Origin of the sequence: Antrihabitans spumae (assembly GCF_043944905.1) — a bacterium.
Classification (GTDB): domain Bacteria; phylum Actinomycetota; class Actinomycetes; order Mycobacteriales; family Mycobacteriaceae; genus Antrihabitans; species Antrihabitans spumae.
The window spans coordinates 94,128-113,197 of the sequence record NZ_JBIMSN010000025.1 but is presented as its reverse complement, the minus strand read 5'-3'; the positions used below and the strand labels follow the sequence as shown (position 1 = coordinate 113,197).

17 protein-coding genes and 4 tRNA genes are annotated in these 19,070 nt (G+C 60.8%); 6 read left to right on the top strand and 15 right to left on the bottom strand.

Going from position 1 to position 19,070, the window contains the following annotated elements; genetic code table 11:
- Nucleotides 1-196: 196 nt before the first annotated feature.
- From resB to ACHIRB_RS06185, 15 genes are all read right to left on the bottom strand, one after another.
- Complete coding sequence (resB, locus tag ACHIRB_RS06255) at nt 197-1,858, bottom strand: cytochrome c biogenesis protein ResB (protein ID WP_395127639.1); 1,662 nt, start codon at nt 1,856-1,858, stop codon at nt 197-199.
- Nucleotides 1,855-2,661: a cytochrome c biogenesis CcdA family protein gene (locus tag ACHIRB_RS06250; protein WP_395126495.1), complete on the bottom strand. Its 807-nt coding sequence runs from the start codon at nt 2,659-2,661 to the stop codon at nt 1,855-1,857. Before ACHIRB_RS06250 ends, resB begins: the two co-directional genes overlap by 4 nt.
- Nucleotides 2,658-3,215: a TlpA disulfide reductase family protein gene (locus tag ACHIRB_RS06245; RefSeq protein ID WP_395126504.1), complete on the bottom strand. Its 558-nt coding sequence runs from the start codon at nt 3,213-3,215 to the stop codon at nt 2,658-2,660. The genes ACHIRB_RS06250 and ACHIRB_RS06245 overlap by 4 nt, the downstream gene beginning before the upstream one ends.
- Nucleotides 3,216-3,310: 95 nt before the next feature.
- A complete protein-coding gene (locus ACHIRB_RS06240; protein ID WP_395126494.1) occupies nt 3,311-3,946 on the bottom strand; it encodes a TlpA family protein disulfide reductase in 636 nt (211 codons plus the stop codon).
- A 117-nt stretch (nt 3,947-4,063) separates the two neighbouring features.
- Nucleotides 4,064-4,714, bottom strand: a complete 651-nt coding sequence (locus ACHIRB_RS06235) for a vitamin K epoxide reductase family protein (RefSeq protein WP_395126493.1) — start codon at nt 4,712-4,714, stop codon at nt 4,064-4,066.
- Nucleotides 4,689-5,336, bottom strand: coding sequence for a DsbA family protein (locus ACHIRB_RS06230; protein ID WP_395126492.1), 648 nt, complete (start codon nt 5,334-5,336; stop codon nt 4,689-4,691). The genes ACHIRB_RS06235 and ACHIRB_RS06230 overlap by 26 nt, the downstream gene beginning before the upstream one ends.
- Before the next feature lie 227 nt (nt 5,337-5,563).
- Entirely contained in the window at nt 5,564-6,496 is a 933-nt protein-coding gene (locus tag ACHIRB_RS06225; RefSeq protein WP_395126490.1) for a cytochrome c oxidase assembly protein, read from the bottom strand.
- A 42-nt stretch (nt 6,497-6,538) separates the two neighbouring features.
- Nucleotides 6,539-7,078 (bottom strand): copper resistance CopC family protein, encoded by a 540-nt coding sequence (locus ACHIRB_RS06220; RefSeq protein WP_395126489.1) that lies wholly within the window; start codon nt 7,076-7,078, stop codon nt 6,539-6,541.
- A gap of 802 nt (nt 7,079-7,880) precedes the next feature.
- On the bottom strand, nt 7,881-9,659 hold the full coding sequence (gene ctaD, locus ACHIRB_RS06215) for an aa3-type cytochrome oxidase subunit I (RefSeq protein ID WP_395127638.1): 1,779 nt from the start codon (nt 9,657-9,659) through the stop codon (nt 7,881-7,883).
- Nucleotides 9,660-9,763: 104 nt separating this feature from the next.
- A complete protein-coding gene (locus ACHIRB_RS06210) occupies nt 9,764-10,672 on the bottom strand; it encodes a M56 family metallopeptidase (RefSeq protein WP_395126741.1) in 909 nt (302 codons plus the stop codon).
- Nucleotides 10,673-10,719: 47 nt separating this feature from the next.
- Nucleotides 10,720-11,109, bottom strand: a complete 390-nt coding sequence (locus ACHIRB_RS06205; RefSeq protein WP_395126739.1) for a BlaI/MecI/CopY family transcriptional regulator — start codon at nt 11,107-11,109, stop codon at nt 10,720-10,722.
- A gap of 203 nt (nt 11,110-11,312) precedes the next feature.
- Nucleotides 11,313-11,747, bottom strand: coding sequence for a M23 family metallopeptidase (locus ACHIRB_RS06200; RefSeq protein WP_395127637.1), 435 nt, complete (start codon nt 11,745-11,747; stop codon nt 11,313-11,315).
- A gap of 1,664 nt (nt 11,748-13,411) precedes the next feature.
- Nucleotides 13,412-13,486 (bottom strand) — tRNA-Val (locus ACHIRB_RS06195).
- A gap of 1 nt (nt 13,487) precedes the next feature.
- Nucleotides 13,488-13,558 (bottom strand) — tRNA-Cys (locus tag ACHIRB_RS06190).
- A 24-nt stretch (nt 13,559-13,582) separates the two neighbouring features.
- Nucleotides 13,583-13,655: transfer RNA gene (locus ACHIRB_RS06185), tRNA-Gly, on the bottom strand.
- A 243-nt stretch (nt 13,656-13,898) separates the two neighbouring features.
- Between ACHIRB_RS06185 and ACHIRB_RS06180 the strand changes: the two genes are divergently transcribed.
- The 6 genes from ACHIRB_RS06180 to ACHIRB_RS06155 all read left to right on the top strand — a co-directional run bounded on the left by ACHIRB_RS06180 (nt 13,899) and on the right by ACHIRB_RS06155 (nt 19,067).
- A tRNA-Val gene (locus tag ACHIRB_RS06180) sits at nt 13,899-13,970 on the top strand.
- A 342-nt stretch (nt 13,971-14,312) separates the two neighbouring features.
- The gene (locus tag ACHIRB_RS06175; protein ID WP_395124802.1) at nt 14,313-14,534 is read left to right on the top strand and encodes a helix-turn-helix domain-containing protein; all 222 of its coding nucleotides are present in this window, start codon (nt 14,313-14,315) and stop codon (nt 14,532-14,534) included.
- A gap of 242 nt (nt 14,535-14,776) precedes the next feature.
- On the top strand, nt 14,777-16,039 hold the full coding sequence (locus ACHIRB_RS06170; protein ID WP_395124803.1) for an AAA family ATPase: 1,263 nt from the start codon (nt 14,777-14,779) through the stop codon (nt 16,037-16,039).
- Between the two features lie 346 nt (nt 16,040-16,385).
- A complete protein-coding gene (locus tag ACHIRB_RS06165) occupies nt 16,386-16,835 on the top strand; it encodes a hypothetical protein (RefSeq protein ID WP_395124804.1) in 450 nt (149 codons plus the stop codon).
- A gap of 352 nt (nt 16,836-17,187) precedes the next feature.
- Nucleotides 17,188-17,676, top strand: a complete 489-nt coding sequence (locus ACHIRB_RS06160) for a hypothetical protein (RefSeq protein ID WP_395124805.1) — start codon at nt 17,188-17,190, stop codon at nt 17,674-17,676.
- Between the two features lie 308 nt (nt 17,677-17,984).
- The gene (locus ACHIRB_RS06155) at nt 17,985-19,067 is read left to right on the top strand and encodes a helix-turn-helix domain-containing protein (protein WP_395124806.1); all 1,083 of its coding nucleotides are present in this window, start codon (nt 17,985-17,987) and stop codon (nt 19,065-19,067) included.
- Nucleotides 19,068-19,070 lie beyond the last annotated feature (3 nt).

Genomic DNA, 19,070 nt, shown 5'->3' with positions numbered 1-19,070 from the left:
CAGCGAGCAGCATCCGAGCCCGCAACGGATGATTTGCTGGACCAGCGACAGCGCGTCGTGTCGCGGTCGCGTATTTGCATTCAGCTGAGGTCGGCAATCCCGGAAGTACTGCAGCACGCGCTGTCGCCCTCACCTCGGAGATCAGAAAGGGAGGGGACTTTCCTTCGGTCCCCGGCAATGATCGTGACCACAGCGGCTAAGCGCGATTCGTACCTGGCTGTGGTTTGTGCTTCGCGCGCGGTTGCTCGTCGCACGGTTGCTCGATCACATCCGCGAACAGGCTGTCGCAGAGTTTGTTGAACTCGGGTCCCCAACCTGCCTGGTCGGTCCTCGCCAGACCGCCGACTTCGACAACGACGAACGCCTCGACATCCTGCGGGTAAACGCGCAGCCAAACCCGACGTCTGGGCACCGCCAAAGACACAACGAGTCCGGAAATCAATGTGATCGCCGATACGAGCACCCACAGTTGTGCTGGATCGTGGGAGATTTTCAGGTTTACGAATTCCTTCGCGCCATCGAACCGAACGTTGGTGCCGTCGGCCAGGGTGGCGGACTCGCCCGATCGAAGATTGACTCGGTCCTGCCTCACGAGCTGTTTCCGGTCGATGAGTTCCTTGTTGAGGCCGAAGATGGATTGCGGAATTCCGGAGTCGAGTCCGGTGTCGCCTTTGTAGATATCGACGGCTACGGCGGGTTCGAGCATTTCTGGGAAGATTGAGGCCAACAGCGTTCCGTTGAACTTGGCGGTGGGCGCGAACAGTCCTTCGATGGCGATCTGGTTGCGGCGACGCTCTTCGTCGGTGTTGTATGTTCCGCCAGGAGGGTCGAACCTTAGAGCGCCACTGCTGAGGAACGTCGTCGCGTCGTTGGGCGCGAATTGGATCGCCTCGGTTCGAGTTTGCCCGTCCGGGAAGGTGACTGTGAACTGGGGTGCATACCCGTGCCCAGTGAGATAGACCCGTTCTCCGCCGACTCGTAGCGGGTTGTTGACTCGCAGCTGAAAATCTTGCCATGAGTTGGTTGCGAGGTCCGCGCCAGCTTGGAACGAGATGTTCGAGGTGAACATCTCTGCCTGCCCATTGGGAAGATAGGTTGCTTCGAAGTCCTTGACGCGGACGCACAAAGGTCGCAGTCCGGTTCCGTCGATACTGTTTCCTGCCTGGAACGAGTCGTAGACCGCGGGGGATGTGTTGCAGAACCCAGGACCGTTGTCGGCGATGACGATGACGGAACCCTCGTAGCCGAACATCTTCCCGACAGCGATCGAGACGAGCATCCCGATCAGGGAGAGATGAAAGGCGAGGTTTCCAGCCTCACGCAGGTAACCCCTTTCGGCGGACACGGTTGTAACGCCATCGTTTTCGACGCGGGTGATCACACGCCAACGCCGCAACGACACCGCGACCCGAGCTGCGATCTCCTGTTGCGCAACGTCCACACTGCCGGTGCGGTGGTGCGGTAGGCGAGACAAATTCCGAGGAGCAGCGACCGGATCCGCCCGCAGTGCTTTCGCGTGGTCGACAACTCGTGGGCCGAGACAACCGACCAGTGAGATGAACAGAAGGGCGTACACGGAGGTGAACCAAAAGCTGCTGAAGACGTCGAACAATTGCAGCTTGTCCATCGCTGGACCCAGCGTAGGACGGGCAGCGATGTAGGCACTGACTTTCTGCGTGTTCAGATTGCGTTGGGGCAACACCGCGCCCGGAACCGCTGCGAGTGCGAGCAAGAACAACAGGACCAGCGCCGTACGCATGGAAGTCAGCTGCCGCCACGTATTGCGGACGGTAGCGGCTACAGTGCGCACGACATTGGGTCGCGGCGCACGGGTAGGCGATGCCTTGATTGCCGTCATATCGGCAGGACCACATTGGAGACGAACTCGTTGCGTAACCATCCGACGAATAGTTCCCACGCCCCGGTGAGTAGTGCGAGGCCGACCGCGACGAGCATGACGCCGCCCAGCACTTGGATGGCTCGGGCATTGTGGCGTAGCCACCCCACTCCTCGGATCGCCTTGGCAGACCCGAATGCCAGGACCACAAAGGGCAGGCCGAGACCCAAACAGTAGGCAACGATCAATACGACTCCACGAGCCGCAGTCGCACCTTCGGTACCGGCTGCAACGGAGATCACTCCGGCCAGGGTGGGTCCAAGGCACGGCGTCCAACCGAGACCGAATACCGCCCCGAGCAAGGGCGCACCGGCGAGTGATGAAACACGGCGCGGCGCAAAACGGGTGTCGCGCTGCAACATCGGGATCAGACCGACAAAGGTCAGACCCATAACGATGGTGATCACTCCGCCAATTCGTTGCAAAAGCTCACGGTTGACACTGAGTGTGCCGATCACACCGAACACAGACGCCGTCGCGGCAACGAACACGACAGTAAATCCTGCGACGAACAACACTGCGGCGCCGGTGACGCGCCACCGTCCGGTGATTTTCACCTTGTGGCCGACCATCGCCGTAGCGGGAGGCGCTTCCGCGCCGGATATCCCGGCGAGATATGACAGATAGCCGGGTACCAGCGGCACGACGCAGGGCGAGGCGAACGAGACCAAACCGGCGAGAAAGCACGCCCCGAGTGCGAGCAACAGGGGTCCGCTCGCGGCGAGAGTCTGGAAGCTGTCGCCGACCTGTGCGAGAAACGTCATTGTTCGGCGGCGATGCGCTCGATGACAGGCTGCAGATCATCGGTGAGTAGTGCGCGCATGAATATCGCTGCAACACGATGCTGCCGGTCCAGTACGAGAGTGGAGGGGATAACGCTCGTCGGGTAGTTGCCGCCCAGCGCGATCAACGTCCGCATCGACGGGTCGTAGATCGACGGGTAGGAAACCTGATTGTTCCGGACAAAGTCCTGGGCCTTGTCCTTCTGCGGGTCGCGGACGTTGATCCCGAGAAACTGGACGCCCAACTGTTTCGTTGCCTCGTAAGCGCGTTCGAGGTCGTCGGCCTCGGACCGACATGGAGCGCACCATTGGCCCCAGAGATTGATCACGACAACTTTGCCCGCGTAGTCCGAGAGCGAGACGTTCTGGAGGTCATCCATGAGGTCGGGGCCGGACAGGGTGCCGACCGTCCCTCGCTGTGCTGGTGGGTCGTAGAAGATGTCGGTTTTCCCGCCGGGAGAGACGAAGTCGAAGTTGCCGCCAGACGCGACCGCGTCGCTACCTGACGCGCAAGCGGTACTGGCGACGAGCGCCACAAGGAGCGCGAAGAGGAACGCCGTCGAGCGTGTGTTCTGCGTTGCGCGGGACTCCGGCCGGAGGACCCGCCGTAGGTAGCCGGCGAGTGCAGTAGTCAACTCAAATCCCGAATGGCAGAACGGATTTGGTCAGGACTATCGAACACCATCGGCGAGGTGATCCGATCGACGGTTCCATCGCCGCGGAGCAGAAAACTCAGCGGAAGAACGGGTGGCGTCGCCAGCTTCTGCTGAGCTGAACCGCTATCTACGTAGGACGGATAATGTGTTCCCAATTCTGCGAGCAATGCGAGTGCCGCATCGCTGTCGTCCTGCACGTTGAGCCCGACGACCCGAATCGCACCCGGTTCTTCGTCGTACGCGTCGAGGACCGGGATCTCGGCACGGCAAGGACCACACCAGGATGCCCATAGATTGATAAGAGTCGGCTCACCGTCGAGGGCAGCGCCGAGGTCGATGTCGGTTGCTGCTCCCAAACACCTCACCATGACGCCTCGGAGAATTCCGTCTTGGACGTCTGCGCTTGTTGTCGCGGTCGGGCACTGTGCTGCCGATAGTCCTGGCTTTGGCGGCGCGAAGGGCGCGTCTCCAAGGAGACTGTCGTTGCGACCGTACTCGGTTCGGTTCGGGAAGAAGCCCGACTTCGATGATTGTGAGCGAGGCCAGATCGCCGCGATCAGGGTGACGATCACTATCAGGAAGAACACGCACCAACGGGTTCTGACCTGCATAAAACCTACTTTCGTAGTCGCTGATCGCGAGCGGATGGTCATCACGGTCCACCTGGACGTTTTATGGTCGTCGGTGAAATGCGTTGTCGTCGGGATGGCGCCGGGTAATCGCATGACTCACAACAGTCCGGACCAGTACGACCAGAATCGATGCGCGATCAGTGCGACCACGACAAGCGCCCAAACCGTCAGCGGCACAGCGTGATTGCTCGCGATGACGGTGAAGATCGAGCGCTGTTTCGGCGCCGCGAAGCGTTCGAAGTTGTGGAGAGTGGTGTACCAGAAAATCGGCACCGTAACCGCCCAGACAATCATGCAGTAGGGGCATAGAGCGCCGATGGTGTAAAGGCTCTGGAATATAAGCCAATGCACGAACAGCGCCCCGGCCAGAACGCCGGCTTGCAGGCCGAGCCAATACCACCGTGCGAGCTGAGCACCGGCGAGCAATGCGGCACCGGTGCTGGCAACTACAGCGAAACCACTGATGCCGAGCAGGGAGTTTGGAAAACCGAACACCGATGCCTGCCAGGTCTCCATCACCGAGCCGCAGTTCAGAACCGGACTGATGCTGCATGAGGGCAGGTACAGGGGATCGACTTCGAGCATGAACTTCTCGACCGTCAGCAGAAACGCTGCCGCCGACCCGGCCAACCCACCGATCAGTAGCAACCACGGCAAAATTCGTTCGAACCGGCCGGTGCCGGTCTCTGTCGCGGTGTCCGGCGCGGGCACGCCGTCACGATCAGCCGAGCGCGGCGTCGAGAGCATTGGTCAGGTCGGCGTAGCTACGTGGCTTGATTTGAGTGCCGTTGACAAAGAAGGTCGGGGTGCCTTTCACGCCGAGTGCCTGGCCGTCGGCAACGTCGATGCGTATGCGATCGAGAGTTGCCGAATCGGTGTAGGCAGAATCGAAGGCATTCATCTCGAGTCCCAGTTCGCTCGCGTAGCCACGGAACAACTCGTCTTTTGGTGTGCGTTGCTCACCCCATTCGGATTGCGTCTCGTACATTTTCTTATACATCTGTTCGAATTGGCCTTGCCGTGCAGCGGCTTCGACCGCTCGCGCTGCACGTTCGGCATTGAAATGCGATGGCAGCGGAAAGTAGCGGACGACGAAATTGACTCGATCGCCGTAGTCACGTCGCAGCTGTTCCACAACGGGAAACATCGCCCCACACGCCTCGCATTCGAAGTCGAGGAATTCCACGAACGTCACCTTCCCGTCTGCGACGTTGGAAAGTCGGTGACTGTCAGCGCGCACAATCGCAGCGGAGCGATCGCCGACAACGTCGTCGCCGTCGTCAGTGGTGCGGTTGGTCAACAACAAAGCGGCGAGCGCCACGATGAAGGCACCTACCAGTGCCAACGAAATCCTGAGGTTTCGTGTCATCGTTCGTTAGCTCCTCGGCGATCACGGGATACGGACAAATGCGACAAAGTGGTCATGCTCCCACACTAGCGGATTTCGAAACGGCGACCTGTGACGTGAGCTTCGAATCAAGTACACTCTTTGCTGTTTATAGCTGATGTTCGTTCGGCAACTGTGAATTGCGTTGGTTGGAAATCTATTTGGCCGGATGAGTTCGACGAGCGGACCCGAACGTAAAACACCCGCGATCACCGCTGTGGGTCGAGGCTCTTGAGATATAGGTTGTACGCGGTCAATTCGGCGTCGTCGATTCGGCGCTCCTTGACCGCGGATGTCCGCGCTTCGTCACGGTTCCATCGAACGGCGAAGACAATCACGATCAGCAGCGCGATCGGTTCGCCGTACGACCAAGCCAACCCGCCTGCCAGTTGCTGATCCGTCATCGGGTCGATTCCCCATTGCGGTGGGGGGTCTGCAAACAGCGAAACCATCGGGGATGTCGACATCATGACGATGACGCCAAAAAAGACATGTAACGGCATCTCGAGGAAAAGATCGAAGAATCGTCCGATGTTACTTTGTCGCACGGGAAGTGGTCCCGTTGACAGAATTGGAACAATGAATAACAGGCCACTTGCGAGGAAGAACAGCTCGATCGCAATGTGTCCGATCCAGCTGGACCCAACGATGTCGAGGAGAGAAGACAAGTACAGGCCGTAATAGCTGAAAAGGAACAGCGGGATGGTCACCCCGGGATTCAGCACGATCCTTGCTGCTCGGCTTCTGAGTCCACTCAAGGCAACGATCAGGAGAATTCGGCCAGCGCCGTGATGCGCAGCTGTGCGAAGGAGTAATCGACCGGGTGAGCCCAGAACCAGGAGGGGGGGAATCGCCATCGAAAGCGTCAGATGCTGAAACATCCACACGCTGAACAACTTGTGCCCATAGCCCTCGATGCCCAGTCCGGTTACAACGATCAGGAGCCCGCATCCGAAGAGGAAGGAGGCTGTTCGCCGCCCTTGCCATTTCGTGCCGCTTGCGCGCAATCGAAATAATCCCCAGCAGTACAGCACAGCGAGGGTTACCCCGATCAACGGCAGAATCGGTACCGGTTGGGGATTCCATCCCAGGAGCGTCGCAATCGTCGGCGGCGCCTCCGGGATGACCGCGATAGTTAGCATCAATTCGCCTATCGGTCCTGCGTCTGGGCTCGCACCGTCGAATCAGCGATTCTTCTTGCCCGTGCCGCGGAGCGCCAGAAAAGAGCCGACCACGAGCAGAACTCCCGCAGTGCCGGCTAGCGACCACTTGATCGCGTTGTTGCCGGAAGGCGTAGGTGCCGGAGTCGACGCTGCCGCGGGCGGTACTCCGGCTACGTTCGCTTGCGCCGGAGTTCGCGAACGATCGATAAGGTCGAATTCGTATGATCCGCTTATCGGATGGCCGTCTTCCGATACGACCCGGTAGGCGACGGTGTAGCGCCCCGGTGGTATCCCGTCACCGACCTCGGCTCGAACGCGCGCTTGCTCGACGACCGGACCTTCTGCAGCCCATTGGATTCCGTCGATTCCGGTCACCGTTAGTGCTGCAAAACTAGGTTCGATCTGCTGATTGAACACAAGGGTTACGGCGGTGAGCGGTGCCTCGAACTCGCCGCCGGCGGCGGGGTCGGAGGACTCGAGTTCGCTATGTGCACCTGCAACCCCCGCACTCCCGAAGAGGGCAAGAAACGCCGCCGCGAAAATTACCAAGATAGATTTCACGCGCGAGCCCTTCGTGGTTTCGTCCAAGGCTGGGGGACTAGCGACCAGCCAAACTTCTTCTACTACTACTATATATAATAGTAATACAGAAGGTCCATGCGGCAAGGTGGTGAGCGCGGTCTCGCTGGCGCTGGAAACCGATCGGGCGAGCGCCTGCCATCGAATCCTGAGTCTGGCCTGCGCCGCGCCTCCCTATGTCGGACTTGACTGTTGGCGCGTGGAATGGAAGTCAGCTCACGCCTTGAGTTCGACTTTAGCGTGCGGTTCCGACAGCCACAGCGACGTAAGCACTCGGCGATACGATTCGATCGCAGCGAACCGCATCTCAGGCACTGGTTGCGTGCCAGCGCCACTGCTTGCGACATCGAAGGCCAGCGAGACTGCCTGGCAAGCAAGCGCTGCGGCCGGACTCCCGACGTCCGTGATTGCACCGACGATGTGCGACGCGGCGTCGACAAGCTCCAGCGGTAATTCAACTTTCCTTCGTATAGGCATGGTTCGTGAGCGCGTCGAGTCTCCGCCTATAGCGAGGCGAGCTTCAGCGACACGAATCGACTTTTGCAGTTGCCGCTCGTAGACCGAAAACCGCCGTGGATTCTCGACGTGGGTGGCGGTGATCCGGGGGAGCGACCGAATTTGTCCCGCAAATGGTTTCAGCCCGCCGCCATGTAAAGCGTCCGCGGCCAATTCGCGAATTAACCAATCCGCCAATGTGGCCGTCACTGCATCGGTCGCAGGCAAGGTGATTACCGGAGTTGGACATGATCCCGTGCAGTGAACTTCGCTCGACATCCCAAAGCGCCTATTCGTGAGAGTTGGGCTTGGCGTCGCCAACCCCTCCTCGGATGCGGCCTCGTTCAATAATCGAGCGGTCGGTGACCTCGATCGCATCGCCTTGCGAACCCCATCCAACGTGCGCTTCTTTACGTATTCGATCAATCATGTGCGGATAATGCAGCTCGAATGCAGGACGCTCTGACCGGATGCGCGGCAACTCGTAGAAGTTGTGACGCGGGGGCGGACAGCTGGTCGCCCATTCCAAAGAGTTCCCGCATCCCCACGGATCGTCGACGGTGACAACCTCGCCATAGCGAAAGCTTTTGAAGACATTCCAAACGAAGGGCAATGTCGATGCACCTAGGATAAAGGCCCCGACGGTCGAGATGCTGTTCAGCAACGTGAACCCGTCGCTAGGCAGGTAGTCGGCGTAGCGGCGCGGCATACCTTGCGACCCGAGCCAGTGCTGGACCAGGAACGTTGTGTGAAACCCTATGAAGGTCAACCAGAAATGCGCCTTCGCGAGCCTCTCGTCCATCATTCGCCCGGTCATCTTCGGGAACCAAAAGTAGATTCCCGCGTAAGTCGCGAACACGATGGTGCCGAAGAGCACGTAGTGAAAATGCGCGACAACGAAATAGGAGTCGGTTACTTGGAAGTCCAGCGGCGGGCTCGCGAGGAGCACACCCGACAAACCACCGAACAGGAAGGTCACGAGAAAGCCGATAGAGAACAGCATCGGTGATTCGAAGGTCAACTGTCCCTTCCACATCGTTCCGATCCAGTTGAAGAATTTGACACCCGTGGGAACGGCGATCAAGAACGTCATGAAGGAGAAGAACGGCAGCAGCACGGCACCTGTCGCGTACATGTGGTGCGCCCACACCGCGATCGACAGAGCGGCGATGCCGAGTGTCGCATAGATCAGGGTGGTGTATCCGAAGATCGGTTTTCGGCTGAATACGGGGAAGATCTCGGACACGATCCCGAAGAACGGTAGTGCGATGATGTACACCTCGGGGTGACCGAAAAACCAGAACATGTGTTGCCACAAGAGGACACCACCTGTCGCTGGGTCGAAGATGTGGCCGCCGAGGTGACGGTCGACAGCGAGGCCCATCAACGCGGCCGTGAGTAGCGGGAACGCGAGCAGGACCAGGACGCTGGTGACGAGGATGTTCCAGGTGAAGATCGACATCCGGAACATAGTCATGCCAGGCGCACGCAAGCACACCACCGTTGTGATCATATTGACGGCGCCGAGGATCGTGCCGAGACCACTCACCACGAGGCCCATGATCCAGAGATCGGCGCCCACGCCGGGCGAATACAGGGCACTGCTCAGCGGGGAATAGGCGGTCCAACCGAATTCGGCGGCGCCGCCCGGAGTGATGAAGCCTGCGGTCGCCATCGTCGCGCCGAAGAGGTACAACCAGTAGCTGAAGGCGTTGAGGCGTGGGAAGGCAACGTCGGGAGCGCCGATCTGCAGCGGCAAGATGACGTTGGCGAAACCGAACACGATTGGGGTTGCGTAGAACAGCAGCATGATTGTGCCGTGCATGGTGAATAACTGGTTGTACTGCTCGTTCGACAGAAACTGCAATCCTGGGACCGCGAGCTCGCTACGAATCAGAAGGGCCATCAGGCCGCCGATCATGAAGTACGCCATCGATGTAACGAGATACATGATCCCGAGCACCTTGGGGTCTGTCGTCGTGACCATCTTGTACAGATAGGAGCCCTTGGGGCCGACCCGTGGCGGAACAGGCCGCCGCGCAACAAGTTTGGGTGCTACCGCTGTCATGGCGCCCTTCGGTCTCTCGCTTGATTGCAACTCAGAACAACGTCGAGTTTAGCCTATCTACTATTTCATATAGTAGAAAGGTGCGATCTTCGACTTGGTCCAGGTCAGCGCAGCAGAACGCACCCGATCGTGGCCGTGGCCATCAACGCAACTCCGGCAGCGAGGGCGGGAAGGAGGGTGGGTAACAACGCTGCAGCGATACACGCGCCAGCTCTTGTTCCGGTCCGTGGCACCCCGGACGTGACCATCTCGAGACGGCGCAGCCTGGTGCCCGTGGCGTCATTGAGAAGTCGAAGGGTCACCGTCGGCAGGTGTGTCACTGAAGCCGAGACTGCGAGCAGCGCAGACCGCATCGAGTCGGTACTCGTGGCTTCGGCGGCAGACTGATCTGCAGCAAGTTCGATCAGGGTTTCGACTGCTGCCGGTGCAGCGACGAAGAGTGGGATCCGCGGAAACGCTGCAGCAAGGACTTCGCACACACTCAGGATGAGATGATGGTGTGAACGCAAATGCGCACGTTCGTGAGCAATGACGGCGTCGCACTGTTGAGTAGTCAGACAGCGCGCCAGCCCTTCGGTCGCGACGATGTAGCCGGGTCGACCGTCAATGCTGTATGCCATCGGCAACGGATGCTCGAGCCAAATCACGCCACTATGCATTGCGTCTCTGCGGGCGACGACAGTCAGAATGTCTCGATGAAGGGTTCGAATCTTTGACCGGGCGTGCTCGTGCCGATGGGCGGAGAAAACAAGTCGCACGGCGACGGCGCCGGCTAAGAGCACACTGCCTACACCCACGAACGCGCCTATCCATGGGCGAACGGCGTGTTGCAAAGTAGCGAGGCACCTGGTGAGCGCTTCAAGCGTGGTTTCGACCGGAGCATGTGTGGGCCAGATCAGAACGAGAGCAGCTGATCCGGCGAAGAGAAAGAAGCCGGCGATCGTGGCTAGCCACGATGTCAAGGCAACGACGGGCGGGACCGACTTCGGGAGTCGCTCGAGGAGCACTGGCATGACGAGTGCCGCAACAACAGCGCCAACCACCATCGGGAAGGCTAGGATCACTGGCTGGAATCGCCGGAAGACAGACCTAGGCGAATCGCCTCGGATTCGGTCGCAGACACATTTCTCGCCAGGTGTAGCAACACAGCTGCGGAGTCGGCGCTCGCGTCCAAAATTTCCCGCAGTGCACGGGAGGTCGCCTCTTCGCGGCTTCGGCTCGGCCGATAGAGAAATCCTCGGCCGTGCTTATCGCGCAGAACCCAGCCCTTCTCGTAGAGATGCGTCATCACCGTGAGAACTGTTGTGTAGGCGAAAGTCTGGTTGCGGTGGGTCAAGGAGTCCAAAATGTCGCGGACAGACTGTGGCTCCGCGCATCTCCAGAGAATGTCCATCACATCGGCCTCGAGCGCTCCGAGGCCCTTGATGTGGCCCTTCTTCCCTCGTGTCATGCAGTCCTTCTACGATCGGGTAGCTGGGCATCGGCCGCGGAGTGGTAACAGATATATGACGGTCTGATCTGACAGACTACAACTATTTCTTATAGTTTTCTCGCTCGCCTTACGGTTGGCGAGCGCTGCGGGTGTGAATTCGCAAGCATGGACATTTGACGCACGGCTCGCGAACACCAGTATCTCGAGCCACCGAAGACCGCTCAGGCGGAATCGTTGGAGATAGATGCCCCGCGCGCTGCGAGCCACGCTGTCGGGTCGACCTGCTCCCCGGAAGGGGACTCCACTTCGAAATGGAGATGGGGTCCGGTGGAGTTTCCGCGGTTTCCTACCGATGCTATTTGATCGCCCGCACGTACTCGTTGACCGCTAGATACGTTGTTGCCTTGATTGTGACCGTACGTTGTAATTGTTCCGTCGTCGTGTCGAATGCGAATCCACAAACCGAATCCCTGCGCGGGACCGGCGCTGATCACCGTGCCCTCAGCCACGGCAACGATGGGCGTACCCAGTGAGTTCGCGATATCGATGCCACCGTGCCCGCGGCCGTCACCCACCAGCGAGGTGACGGTACCTGTCGTCGGTGGCACGACTTTCGCGTCGCTGCGGGGAATCGGTCGACCTTGTGTATTCGGCACTGGCACTGCACCTTTAGGCACATGAGGTACCGACTGTCGGTGCGGTGCGCTCTCGGCGTCTAGTACGCCGACGAGGCGGTCGACATCAAATGACGCCAGGAACCTCCGGCCCACGGTGGGATCGACTGAATCGAGGGCCGCGGCGCAGTCGATCGCACCGCTTTCAACCTCGCTCGCGATAGCGGAACCGACTCGTTCGGCCGTCCACTTCGTAATGCATTGTGTGAGTACCAGTTGTGACTCCGCGAAGTCGCCAAGGGTGCCGTCGGATGATGCGCTGTCGAGGCCATCTGTCACGATCGCAGCGATTGTGCCGATCAGGTATGGGTCCGGCGTCCCTGACCCCGAGTCGGGTGACGCGGACGCGAGGGGTGCTCCGATAGAAATGCTCACAATCCCACTGCAGGCACTGATCAGTGCTAGCCATCGTGCATTGCGTGACTGCGTCTGTTTCTTCATCGGGTACCTCTCGCTGGGGACTTCGGATCCGCCGAATTGATGTCGAGCCCGCCGTCAAGCCGACACGCCGCATCACTATTGCACTTCTGCCCCATGCGCGCCACCAGCCCCGTTGGCAACACAGGGGAGTGGGACGAGCATTGCGACCGATGTTCGGTCTGCGTTGCGTGGCAAGTCGTCCAGCTCGAATGGACGCCCTGATTTCAAAGATGCTGCGTGGCAGCAAGATCGGCGCTCATCGCACTCGGTTCGCAGGGTGCAGGCAGGCGGGAGGCGATGCGCAGTCTGCACTGGATCCGAAGCGGAAGTTCTACTATTTGAAATAGTATTGAGATGTACGCACCCCACCGAAGGCGGCGTCCAGGCAATTCGTTCGGCGATTGGCGAACGCACTCTCCAGTGCTCCAGAAGCGCCCGGCCTGGTCGCCGCTCTGCGCGTGGCGACTGAGAGCGCGGCGCACGGACTCATCATCGATGTCCGTTACGTTCCCGGCATCGGCCGGCATCTCAGAGCTGCTAGGTGGTGTCTGACGACGACTATTTGCACGTCGACGAATGTGCTCGCGCATGCACCGCACCAAGGTCAGATTCGTGCATTGGCGGCAGTCCGCGCCACCGTTCGAAATGAGTTCTGCACTGGTTGATCCGTCCAGATTCCGTCTTTCGGATTTCGATTCCGCGCTGTGGAGGTGCCGACGCATCTCGCGGACACGGCGTCAACTCACTTCGGGCTGCTGGGGACCCGCACGATCGAGTCGTGCCGCTCGCGTTGCTCATATCTTCTCTGGCTGGCTGGATCCGGACTGAACAGTCCCGGGCCTGGGCCACCGTGCGTTCCGCAGACCGCTTTCGTATGTCTCCGCCGAGGAGCCGTTCGAGCTTGGAGCGGACCGCCTCGTAGTCGGCCGGCGCGTCCGAATTCGGCCATTCCTGCGCGGCCATCCACAGCCAGTAGTGAATTGCTCTCAGCTCGGTTGACGTGAAATCGTGGCCGGCCGCGGAGTCGATGCCATCGATGTCACTCCTCCCGATTTGAGCGTTTTGTCAGCTTCGCCTGGCTCCATGGCTGTCGTTTCAGCAACAACCAGCCATCATCTGATGTCATCGACCATGGATGTAAGGGGTTCGCCGGCACGCCTACCCCACGATTACCCCACGCCAACAAGAAAGACCCCCTCGAAAGGGGGCCTGACCTGGTCTAACTGTGGTGCGCGATACTGGGATTGAACCAGTGACCTCTTCCGTGTCAGGGAAGCGCTCTCCCGCTGAGCTAATCGCGCGAGGTGGAGACGGGAATCGAACCCGTGTGCACGGCTTTGCAGGCCGTTGCCTCACCACTCGGCCACTCCACCGTAAGGTCGAAATCGACCTTCTCGAGCGGATGACGGGATTCGAACCCGCGACCCCAACCTTGGCAAGGTTGTGCGCTACCAGCTGCGCCACATCCGCATTTTGTCCCTGCGAGACTGTTTCCGGCCTCGCTGGGTGCGAGGTGAAACATTAGCCGACGTACAGGTGAAGTCACAAATCCGCTGGCCAGCGGCGGATTTTCCCTCAGTCGTCCAAGTGGTGAGCGGGTGCTCACCGATTGCCCTTCCCAACACCTCTTCCACGCTGGTACGGGGGATTGGGAACCGCCGGAGCCACCGTGTTAAAGTTCCACCTCGTTCGGGCGGTGTTACTACAGCCCCCGGTCCCGTGGCTCAGTGGAAGAGCGTCCGCTTCACACGCGGAAGGTCGCTGGTTCGATCCCAGCCGGGACCACAACAAGAAACCGCCTGTTAACAGGCGGTTTCTTGCGTTTCAGGCGGAGTCGATTCTTGGGCCCGTGGGCCCTGCGTGGGCCCTGCGGATTTGTAGGTCTCTGTGGGCACTGGTGACTCTGCGACGGCCTGCCCTAGCATCTGCACACCTTGGCGCCTCTGGTACGTTCGGTGTCATACGGCCCCCGTTGGTAGGGAATACCTGCTGAGAGCAGTGATCGGACGGTTTCATCGCCGCCTGTAGCGAAAAGGGAACTCGGGGATAACAGCAGGCCACTCATATGACGCCAGCCGCAGAAAGTCACCTGCCGTGCGGAACAACCAGTAATTCTGGAGTTCCGTCGTGTCTTCTGCATCTACGCTTCCTGAGCTTCGCGCCTTCTCAGTGCCCGAGGTCTCCGAACGTCTACAAATCAGCCAACGCGCCGTCTGGCGCTTGCTTGCGAATGGTCAGCTGAAAACCCTCTTTGCCCGTAAGCCGGGTGTACCGGTGCGCATTCCGGCAGAAAGCCTGCGTGCATTGCTGGCCAACGGCCACCGCGACGGTATTGGTGGCGATGCCTGATGCCGCATGCACAAAACCCCGCCAGCAGCGCTGACGGGGCCTTGAAGACTGGGGAGTCTTGGGATAACGATAACAGTGCCGCGGACGCTTACGCCCGTCTCTGCCAGAGCCTCGTGGACGAAGGCCATATCGACACTGAAGGCAGGGCAGTCGAGCGTTCGCAGCCTGACATGCTGCGCGCTGGACTTCTTCGCCTCGGCGTTAACCAAATCGACCGCTTCACCGATCTCGTGTCGGCCGGCATGCTGAATCTCACAGAGCTCGGACAGATCGTTGCCACCCGCGACAAGCACATGGTGAGCGAGCAGGCGGCCCGGCTGCAGCCCGACATCGAGCCCATCGAGATCGATCTGGCCGCCCTCGGCGAGATCGACCTTGCCACGGTCTCCGACACTGCTGACCCACCGCTAAGTCCCTACCTCGACGGCCTGTTACCCGAGGTCGGCTGCGCGCTCCTTGCCGGCAAGGGGGGCGTGGGTAAGACCTGGGTGTGCCTGCGAGCGTGTCAGGACGCGGCGAAGGCTTCAGGATGGGCCACCGGTGCTGCGGTGTACCTGGACTTGGACGGCAATGGTGTCGGCAAGCTGTACGCACGCCTGCGGATGCTTGGGATGCCGGACAGTGCCATCACCAGTCGAGCAGTGAACATCGTCGATCCGGCTGCCCTTGGTGGCGAGCGCCGAATGAGCACATTTGAGGCGCTGAGCGGCATCCTGAAGGGCCTCGAAACAACCCGGCCGCGACTGGTCATCATCGACTCGTTCGCGAAGGCGATCGCGGCTATGGGTGGCAGCGAAAATGATGCCTCGGATACTAACCGCGTGCTTGGCCTCGTCGAGGTGCTGCGGACCCTCTGCTCGGTCGTGGTGATCGACCACGTCGGTCACGAGAGCACGAGCCGGCCGCGTGGTGCAGCGGCGAAAATCGACACCCCCGACACGGTCGTGATGCTGCAACCCCATCAGGATGCCGACGCCGATGTGGTCGCGGCCGCCACAGTCATGGCTGTCAAGGACCGACACGGCGCGCTCCGGCAGCTTGCCGCTTCCGGTGATCTCGTGGGCTCGGGCAGTCACCTCGGGGTGATCCGAGTGCGGCGTGGTGAGCCGTACTCGGTCAATCTGGTGACCGCGAGGGCCGCGAACGAAGCTGCCGAGACGGCCGCCTCGATCGCTCGCGTCACCGGCACAGACCCGAACTCGCGGCGCCGGGCCGAAATCGAACGCTGGATCGCAGAATCGGGTACCGCAGGCGTTTCCAAGAGCGAGCTCGCCGTGTCGGTGGTGAAACTGCACAGCACCCTCGCACTACCGCGGGCGGACGCGCGCGCGTTTGTCGCCGATGTAGTGGACGGACTGCTGCGTAGCGGCTGGGTGACGGAGTCACCGGTGCGTGGTGGTACCCGCGTGGTCTGGACGGCACCCGAACCGATACTCAACCCCGCAACTGACGACCCGTTCGCAGGACCGGTCGCCCCGGGATGGGACGGCACCCCTCCGCGATGAAAGTGTGTCGGACCACGCTATGGCGGCTGTCCCCGGCAAGGAGATAGAAGTCCCGCACCGATTGGTGCGGGACTTTGCTGCGGGCGGTGCCGCCGGCAATCTGTTGAGGCGCACCCTCACGTGCGCCGCAAGCCTCGCGGCCGAAGTTTAGATATTCGAGTTGGATATTCGGACGTTTGATCTGTCCGGGCAAACGTCCGTTTTCAAGCGGCCGGTCGTTTCTTGCTCAGAAACTCGCGGATAAACTCCGCTTTGACCTGCAAAAACCGGTACTTGCGGTGGCTCGTGAGTTGTGTCAACTTGGACCAGACCGAGGATCGGAGACCGAAGGGTTCAGCTCGTGGCGATGGCCAGCAAGACCTCAGCGCTGCCGGCGAGTCATGTCTACAACGAACTCGTCGGTCCGTTCTATGACATCACCGGCCTGACCCGGTGGTGGGGCGTGAACCGGCAGACAGTCAACGAGGCCGTGGCCACAGGCACCGTGATTGCCTGCCAACTGGACGCTGGCCAGTGGGTTTACCCGGTCTGGCAGTTCATCGACTCGGGTGCTGCGCATCCACACCTGATCACCCTGTGGGCAACGCTGCGCGCTGCCGCAGACCCGTGGACATGCGCCGTATGGCTATGTACCCCTCAGTCCGAGCTCGACGATCAGAGCGCGGCGCGCTGGATCGCACATGGCCACTCTTTCGAGGCGGTCTTGGTGCTGGCCCGCGCCGACGCGCAACATTGGGCCGGTGATCAGTTGGGCGATCGAACCGTCTCGCAGCCCCCGCCACCAGAAACCGAGTAGCTGGCCCCGCCGACAGCGAGGGACGAAGTATCCCAAAGAGTCTGTGGCGGTGTACATCTCGCAAAGGTGTACGTCCCGGCCCCGTCATGGCTTGAATGCCACGCGCGCATTCGGAGCTGACCGCAATTGGTTCAATTCAAGGAGCAAGCCGTTGCGGCGAAGTTCAGCGTCGGGCCGAACGCCACAAACGGCGGAGAAGACTTCGAAAGGCCCATGGGGAGGGTTTAGTCGGTGCGGCGCAAGCCCCGGTCGAGTTCGCAATTGGTCACGGTGATGCAGGAATTCCCCGGAAGTGCCACTCAATCGATTGGTACTACGACTCAGCGTGTGGATTATCGAGGAAGGACATTTCGTGTCGAAATTGGCGGCCGGAGTTGCAGATCTGATCGCGATGGGAGTTGAGGGCCAGCACGAGCCCTTATGGCACCCGCTATGGCGGGAGTTGGCAGCCTATGCCGAACCGCTCGAGGTGGGAGACAAGCCCACGGCGACACTCCTGCGCGCGATCTGGCGGGCACTCGAACCGACGGATCCTGAAGACGCGGGATACATCGATTGTCCAACTTTGACCGACGAGCTCGAGCTATGGAGCGAGGGAAGAGTGCGCGAGGGACTCTATGCGCTTCGATACGTCGATCTGACTATCAACCATGGGTTCTATTGGCGGTGTGCATGGACTTACGGATACCAGCCACCAGTTATCGAATTGACGCTGGACCACGCCTTCGAACAGCTGGTCGTTGGGCGAAACAAACTGTCCGCTCAGCAATGGCGCGCAGTCCGCCTGAACGCCCGTAACCGCTGGCGCGAAGGCGCACCACACGGCCTCCCCCGACGGTGATTTTGCCCGCCTGATAGCCGCGGAACCACTGAACTTTCGTCGATGACCCGTACGCGCTGGGCGACGGCGCCGGGCTGCGGTGGTCAGGCAGATTCACCGCCAGGTCGACGCCCAAAGCGGTCGGCCTGTTCACGCACGCGGGGAGTAGGGCCGACCGGGCGACCGAACGCCGCAGCCGCTCACCACGGTGCCTGGCGCGACCGCATCGAGTGCCCAGGTGCACTCGCTACGGCGTTCGTTGATCCTGAGCCGAGGCAACTGCCGCGCCGGGGTGGCGCGAGATTCGGCGATGTGTGAAAATCGCACATGTGGATGCCAAGACACTGGGCGGGCGTATCAAACAGGCTCGCGAGGACCTCGATATAACCCAGGAGCACCTGGCCAATCGTGCCGGAATCGACCGCACTGCCGTCCTTCGTATCGAAAAGGGCGAGCGGAAGGTCTCGGCGGTAGAGCTTGTCAGTCTCGCCGAGGTCCTCGCAACCCCGCTGGCATGGTTCGTGCGAGACCCCCTGCCTATGGTTGTCAGTCGCCGCTCGGACGCCAGTCCCGCACATGAGGTGACGGCTCTGATGGACCGGCATCTGGAGCTGCTCGCGGGCGACGTCGCGGGCCTGCTCGAATCCGGGGTGATCACGGCTGTGCCGGACCGACCCCAGTGGCGCACACCGCAGTCGCATCCTGAAGCCGAGGCCACCGCTAGTCAGGTTCGGGCGCACCTCGGTGTCGGAGTCGACCCTGTGCTGGGGCTTCCCGAAATCGCCGAGCGGCTCGGCTTGTACTCATGTTCCTTGGGGCTCGGTGAGGGAGGCGCAGACGGCGCGATGGTGGAGGTGTCCAGCAATGCAGCCGTAGCAGTGATCGACGGCGACACCAGAATTGGCCGTCGGCGGATGTCACTTGCGCACGAACTAGGACATTGGCTGTTCGGCGATCCCTTCGACTCGGTCGCAAGCGACGCCGAGCGCATGATCAATTCGTTCGCGGCGCATTTCCTCGCCCCCCGCGCGGGTGTCAATGGGTTATGGCTCAAGCACCACAACGACGTTGTCCGAGACAAGGCCATCCGCGTGGCGGCGACTTTCCGCATGTCGTGGTCAGCGGTCATCTTCCATCTCCGGAATCTGAACCTCATCAACGAAGACGAGTACCGCCACCTCGAAGGGCGAAATCCGAAAACTGGTGAGTTTGCGAAGCTGGGCCTGACGCTCGATACCGACGAGCTGGGGCCTCCGTCGCTGTCACCGGTGCTGACCGCCGCAATCGTGGCGGCCTACATTGACCGCAGAATGACGGCAGGCCGCGCGGTGGAACTTCTCCGCGGTGCGCTCGTCGAGGACGACCTGCCCGACCGGCGTGAGGAATCGGCTGAAGACTTCGCAAGCCTGTGACCA

Bases quoted from the DNA above. Each gene is read 5' to 3' on its own strand.
- resB (WP_395127639.1), bottom strand. From the start codon at position 1,858: ATGACGGCAATCAAGGCATCGCCTACCCGTGCGCCGCGACCCAATGTC.
- ACHIRB_RS06250 (WP_395126495.1), bottom strand. From the start codon at position 2,661: ATGACGTTTCTCGCACAGGTCGGCGACAGCTTCCAGACTCTCGCCGCG.
- ACHIRB_RS06240 (WP_395126494.1), bottom strand. From the start codon at position 3,946: ATGCAGGTCAGAACCCGTTGGTGCGTGTTCTTCCTGATAGTGATCGTC.
- ACHIRB_RS06235 (WP_395126493.1), bottom strand. From the start codon at position 4,714: ATGCTCTCGACGCCGCGCTCGGCTGATCGTGACGGCGTGCCCGCGCCG.
- ACHIRB_RS06230 (WP_395126492.1), bottom strand. From the start codon at position 5,336: ATGACACGAAACCTCAGGATTTCGTTGGCACTGGTAGGTGCCTTCATC.
- ACHIRB_RS06225 (WP_395126490.1), bottom strand. From the start codon at position 6,496: ATGCTAACTATCGCGGTCATCCCGGAGGCGCCGCCGACGATTGCGACG.
- ctaD (WP_395127638.1), bottom strand. From the start codon at position 9,659: ATGACAGCGGTAGCACCCAAACTTGTTGCGCGGCGGCCTGTTCCGCCA.
- ACHIRB_RS06210 (WP_395126741.1), bottom strand. From the start codon at position 10,672: ATGCCAGTGCTCCTCGAGCGACTCCCGAAGTCGGTCCCGCCCGTCGTT.
- ACHIRB_RS06205 (WP_395126739.1), bottom strand. From the start codon at position 11,109: ATGACACGAGGGAAGAAGGGCCACATCAAGGGCCTCGGAGCGCTCGAG.
- ACHIRB_RS06170 (WP_395124803.1), top strand. From the start codon at position 14,777: ATGCTGAATCTCACAGAGCTCGGACAGATCGTTGCCACCCGCGACAAG.
- ACHIRB_RS06165 (WP_395124804.1), top strand. From the start codon at position 16,386: ATGGCCAGCAAGACCTCAGCGCTGCCGGCGAGTCATGTCTACAACGAA.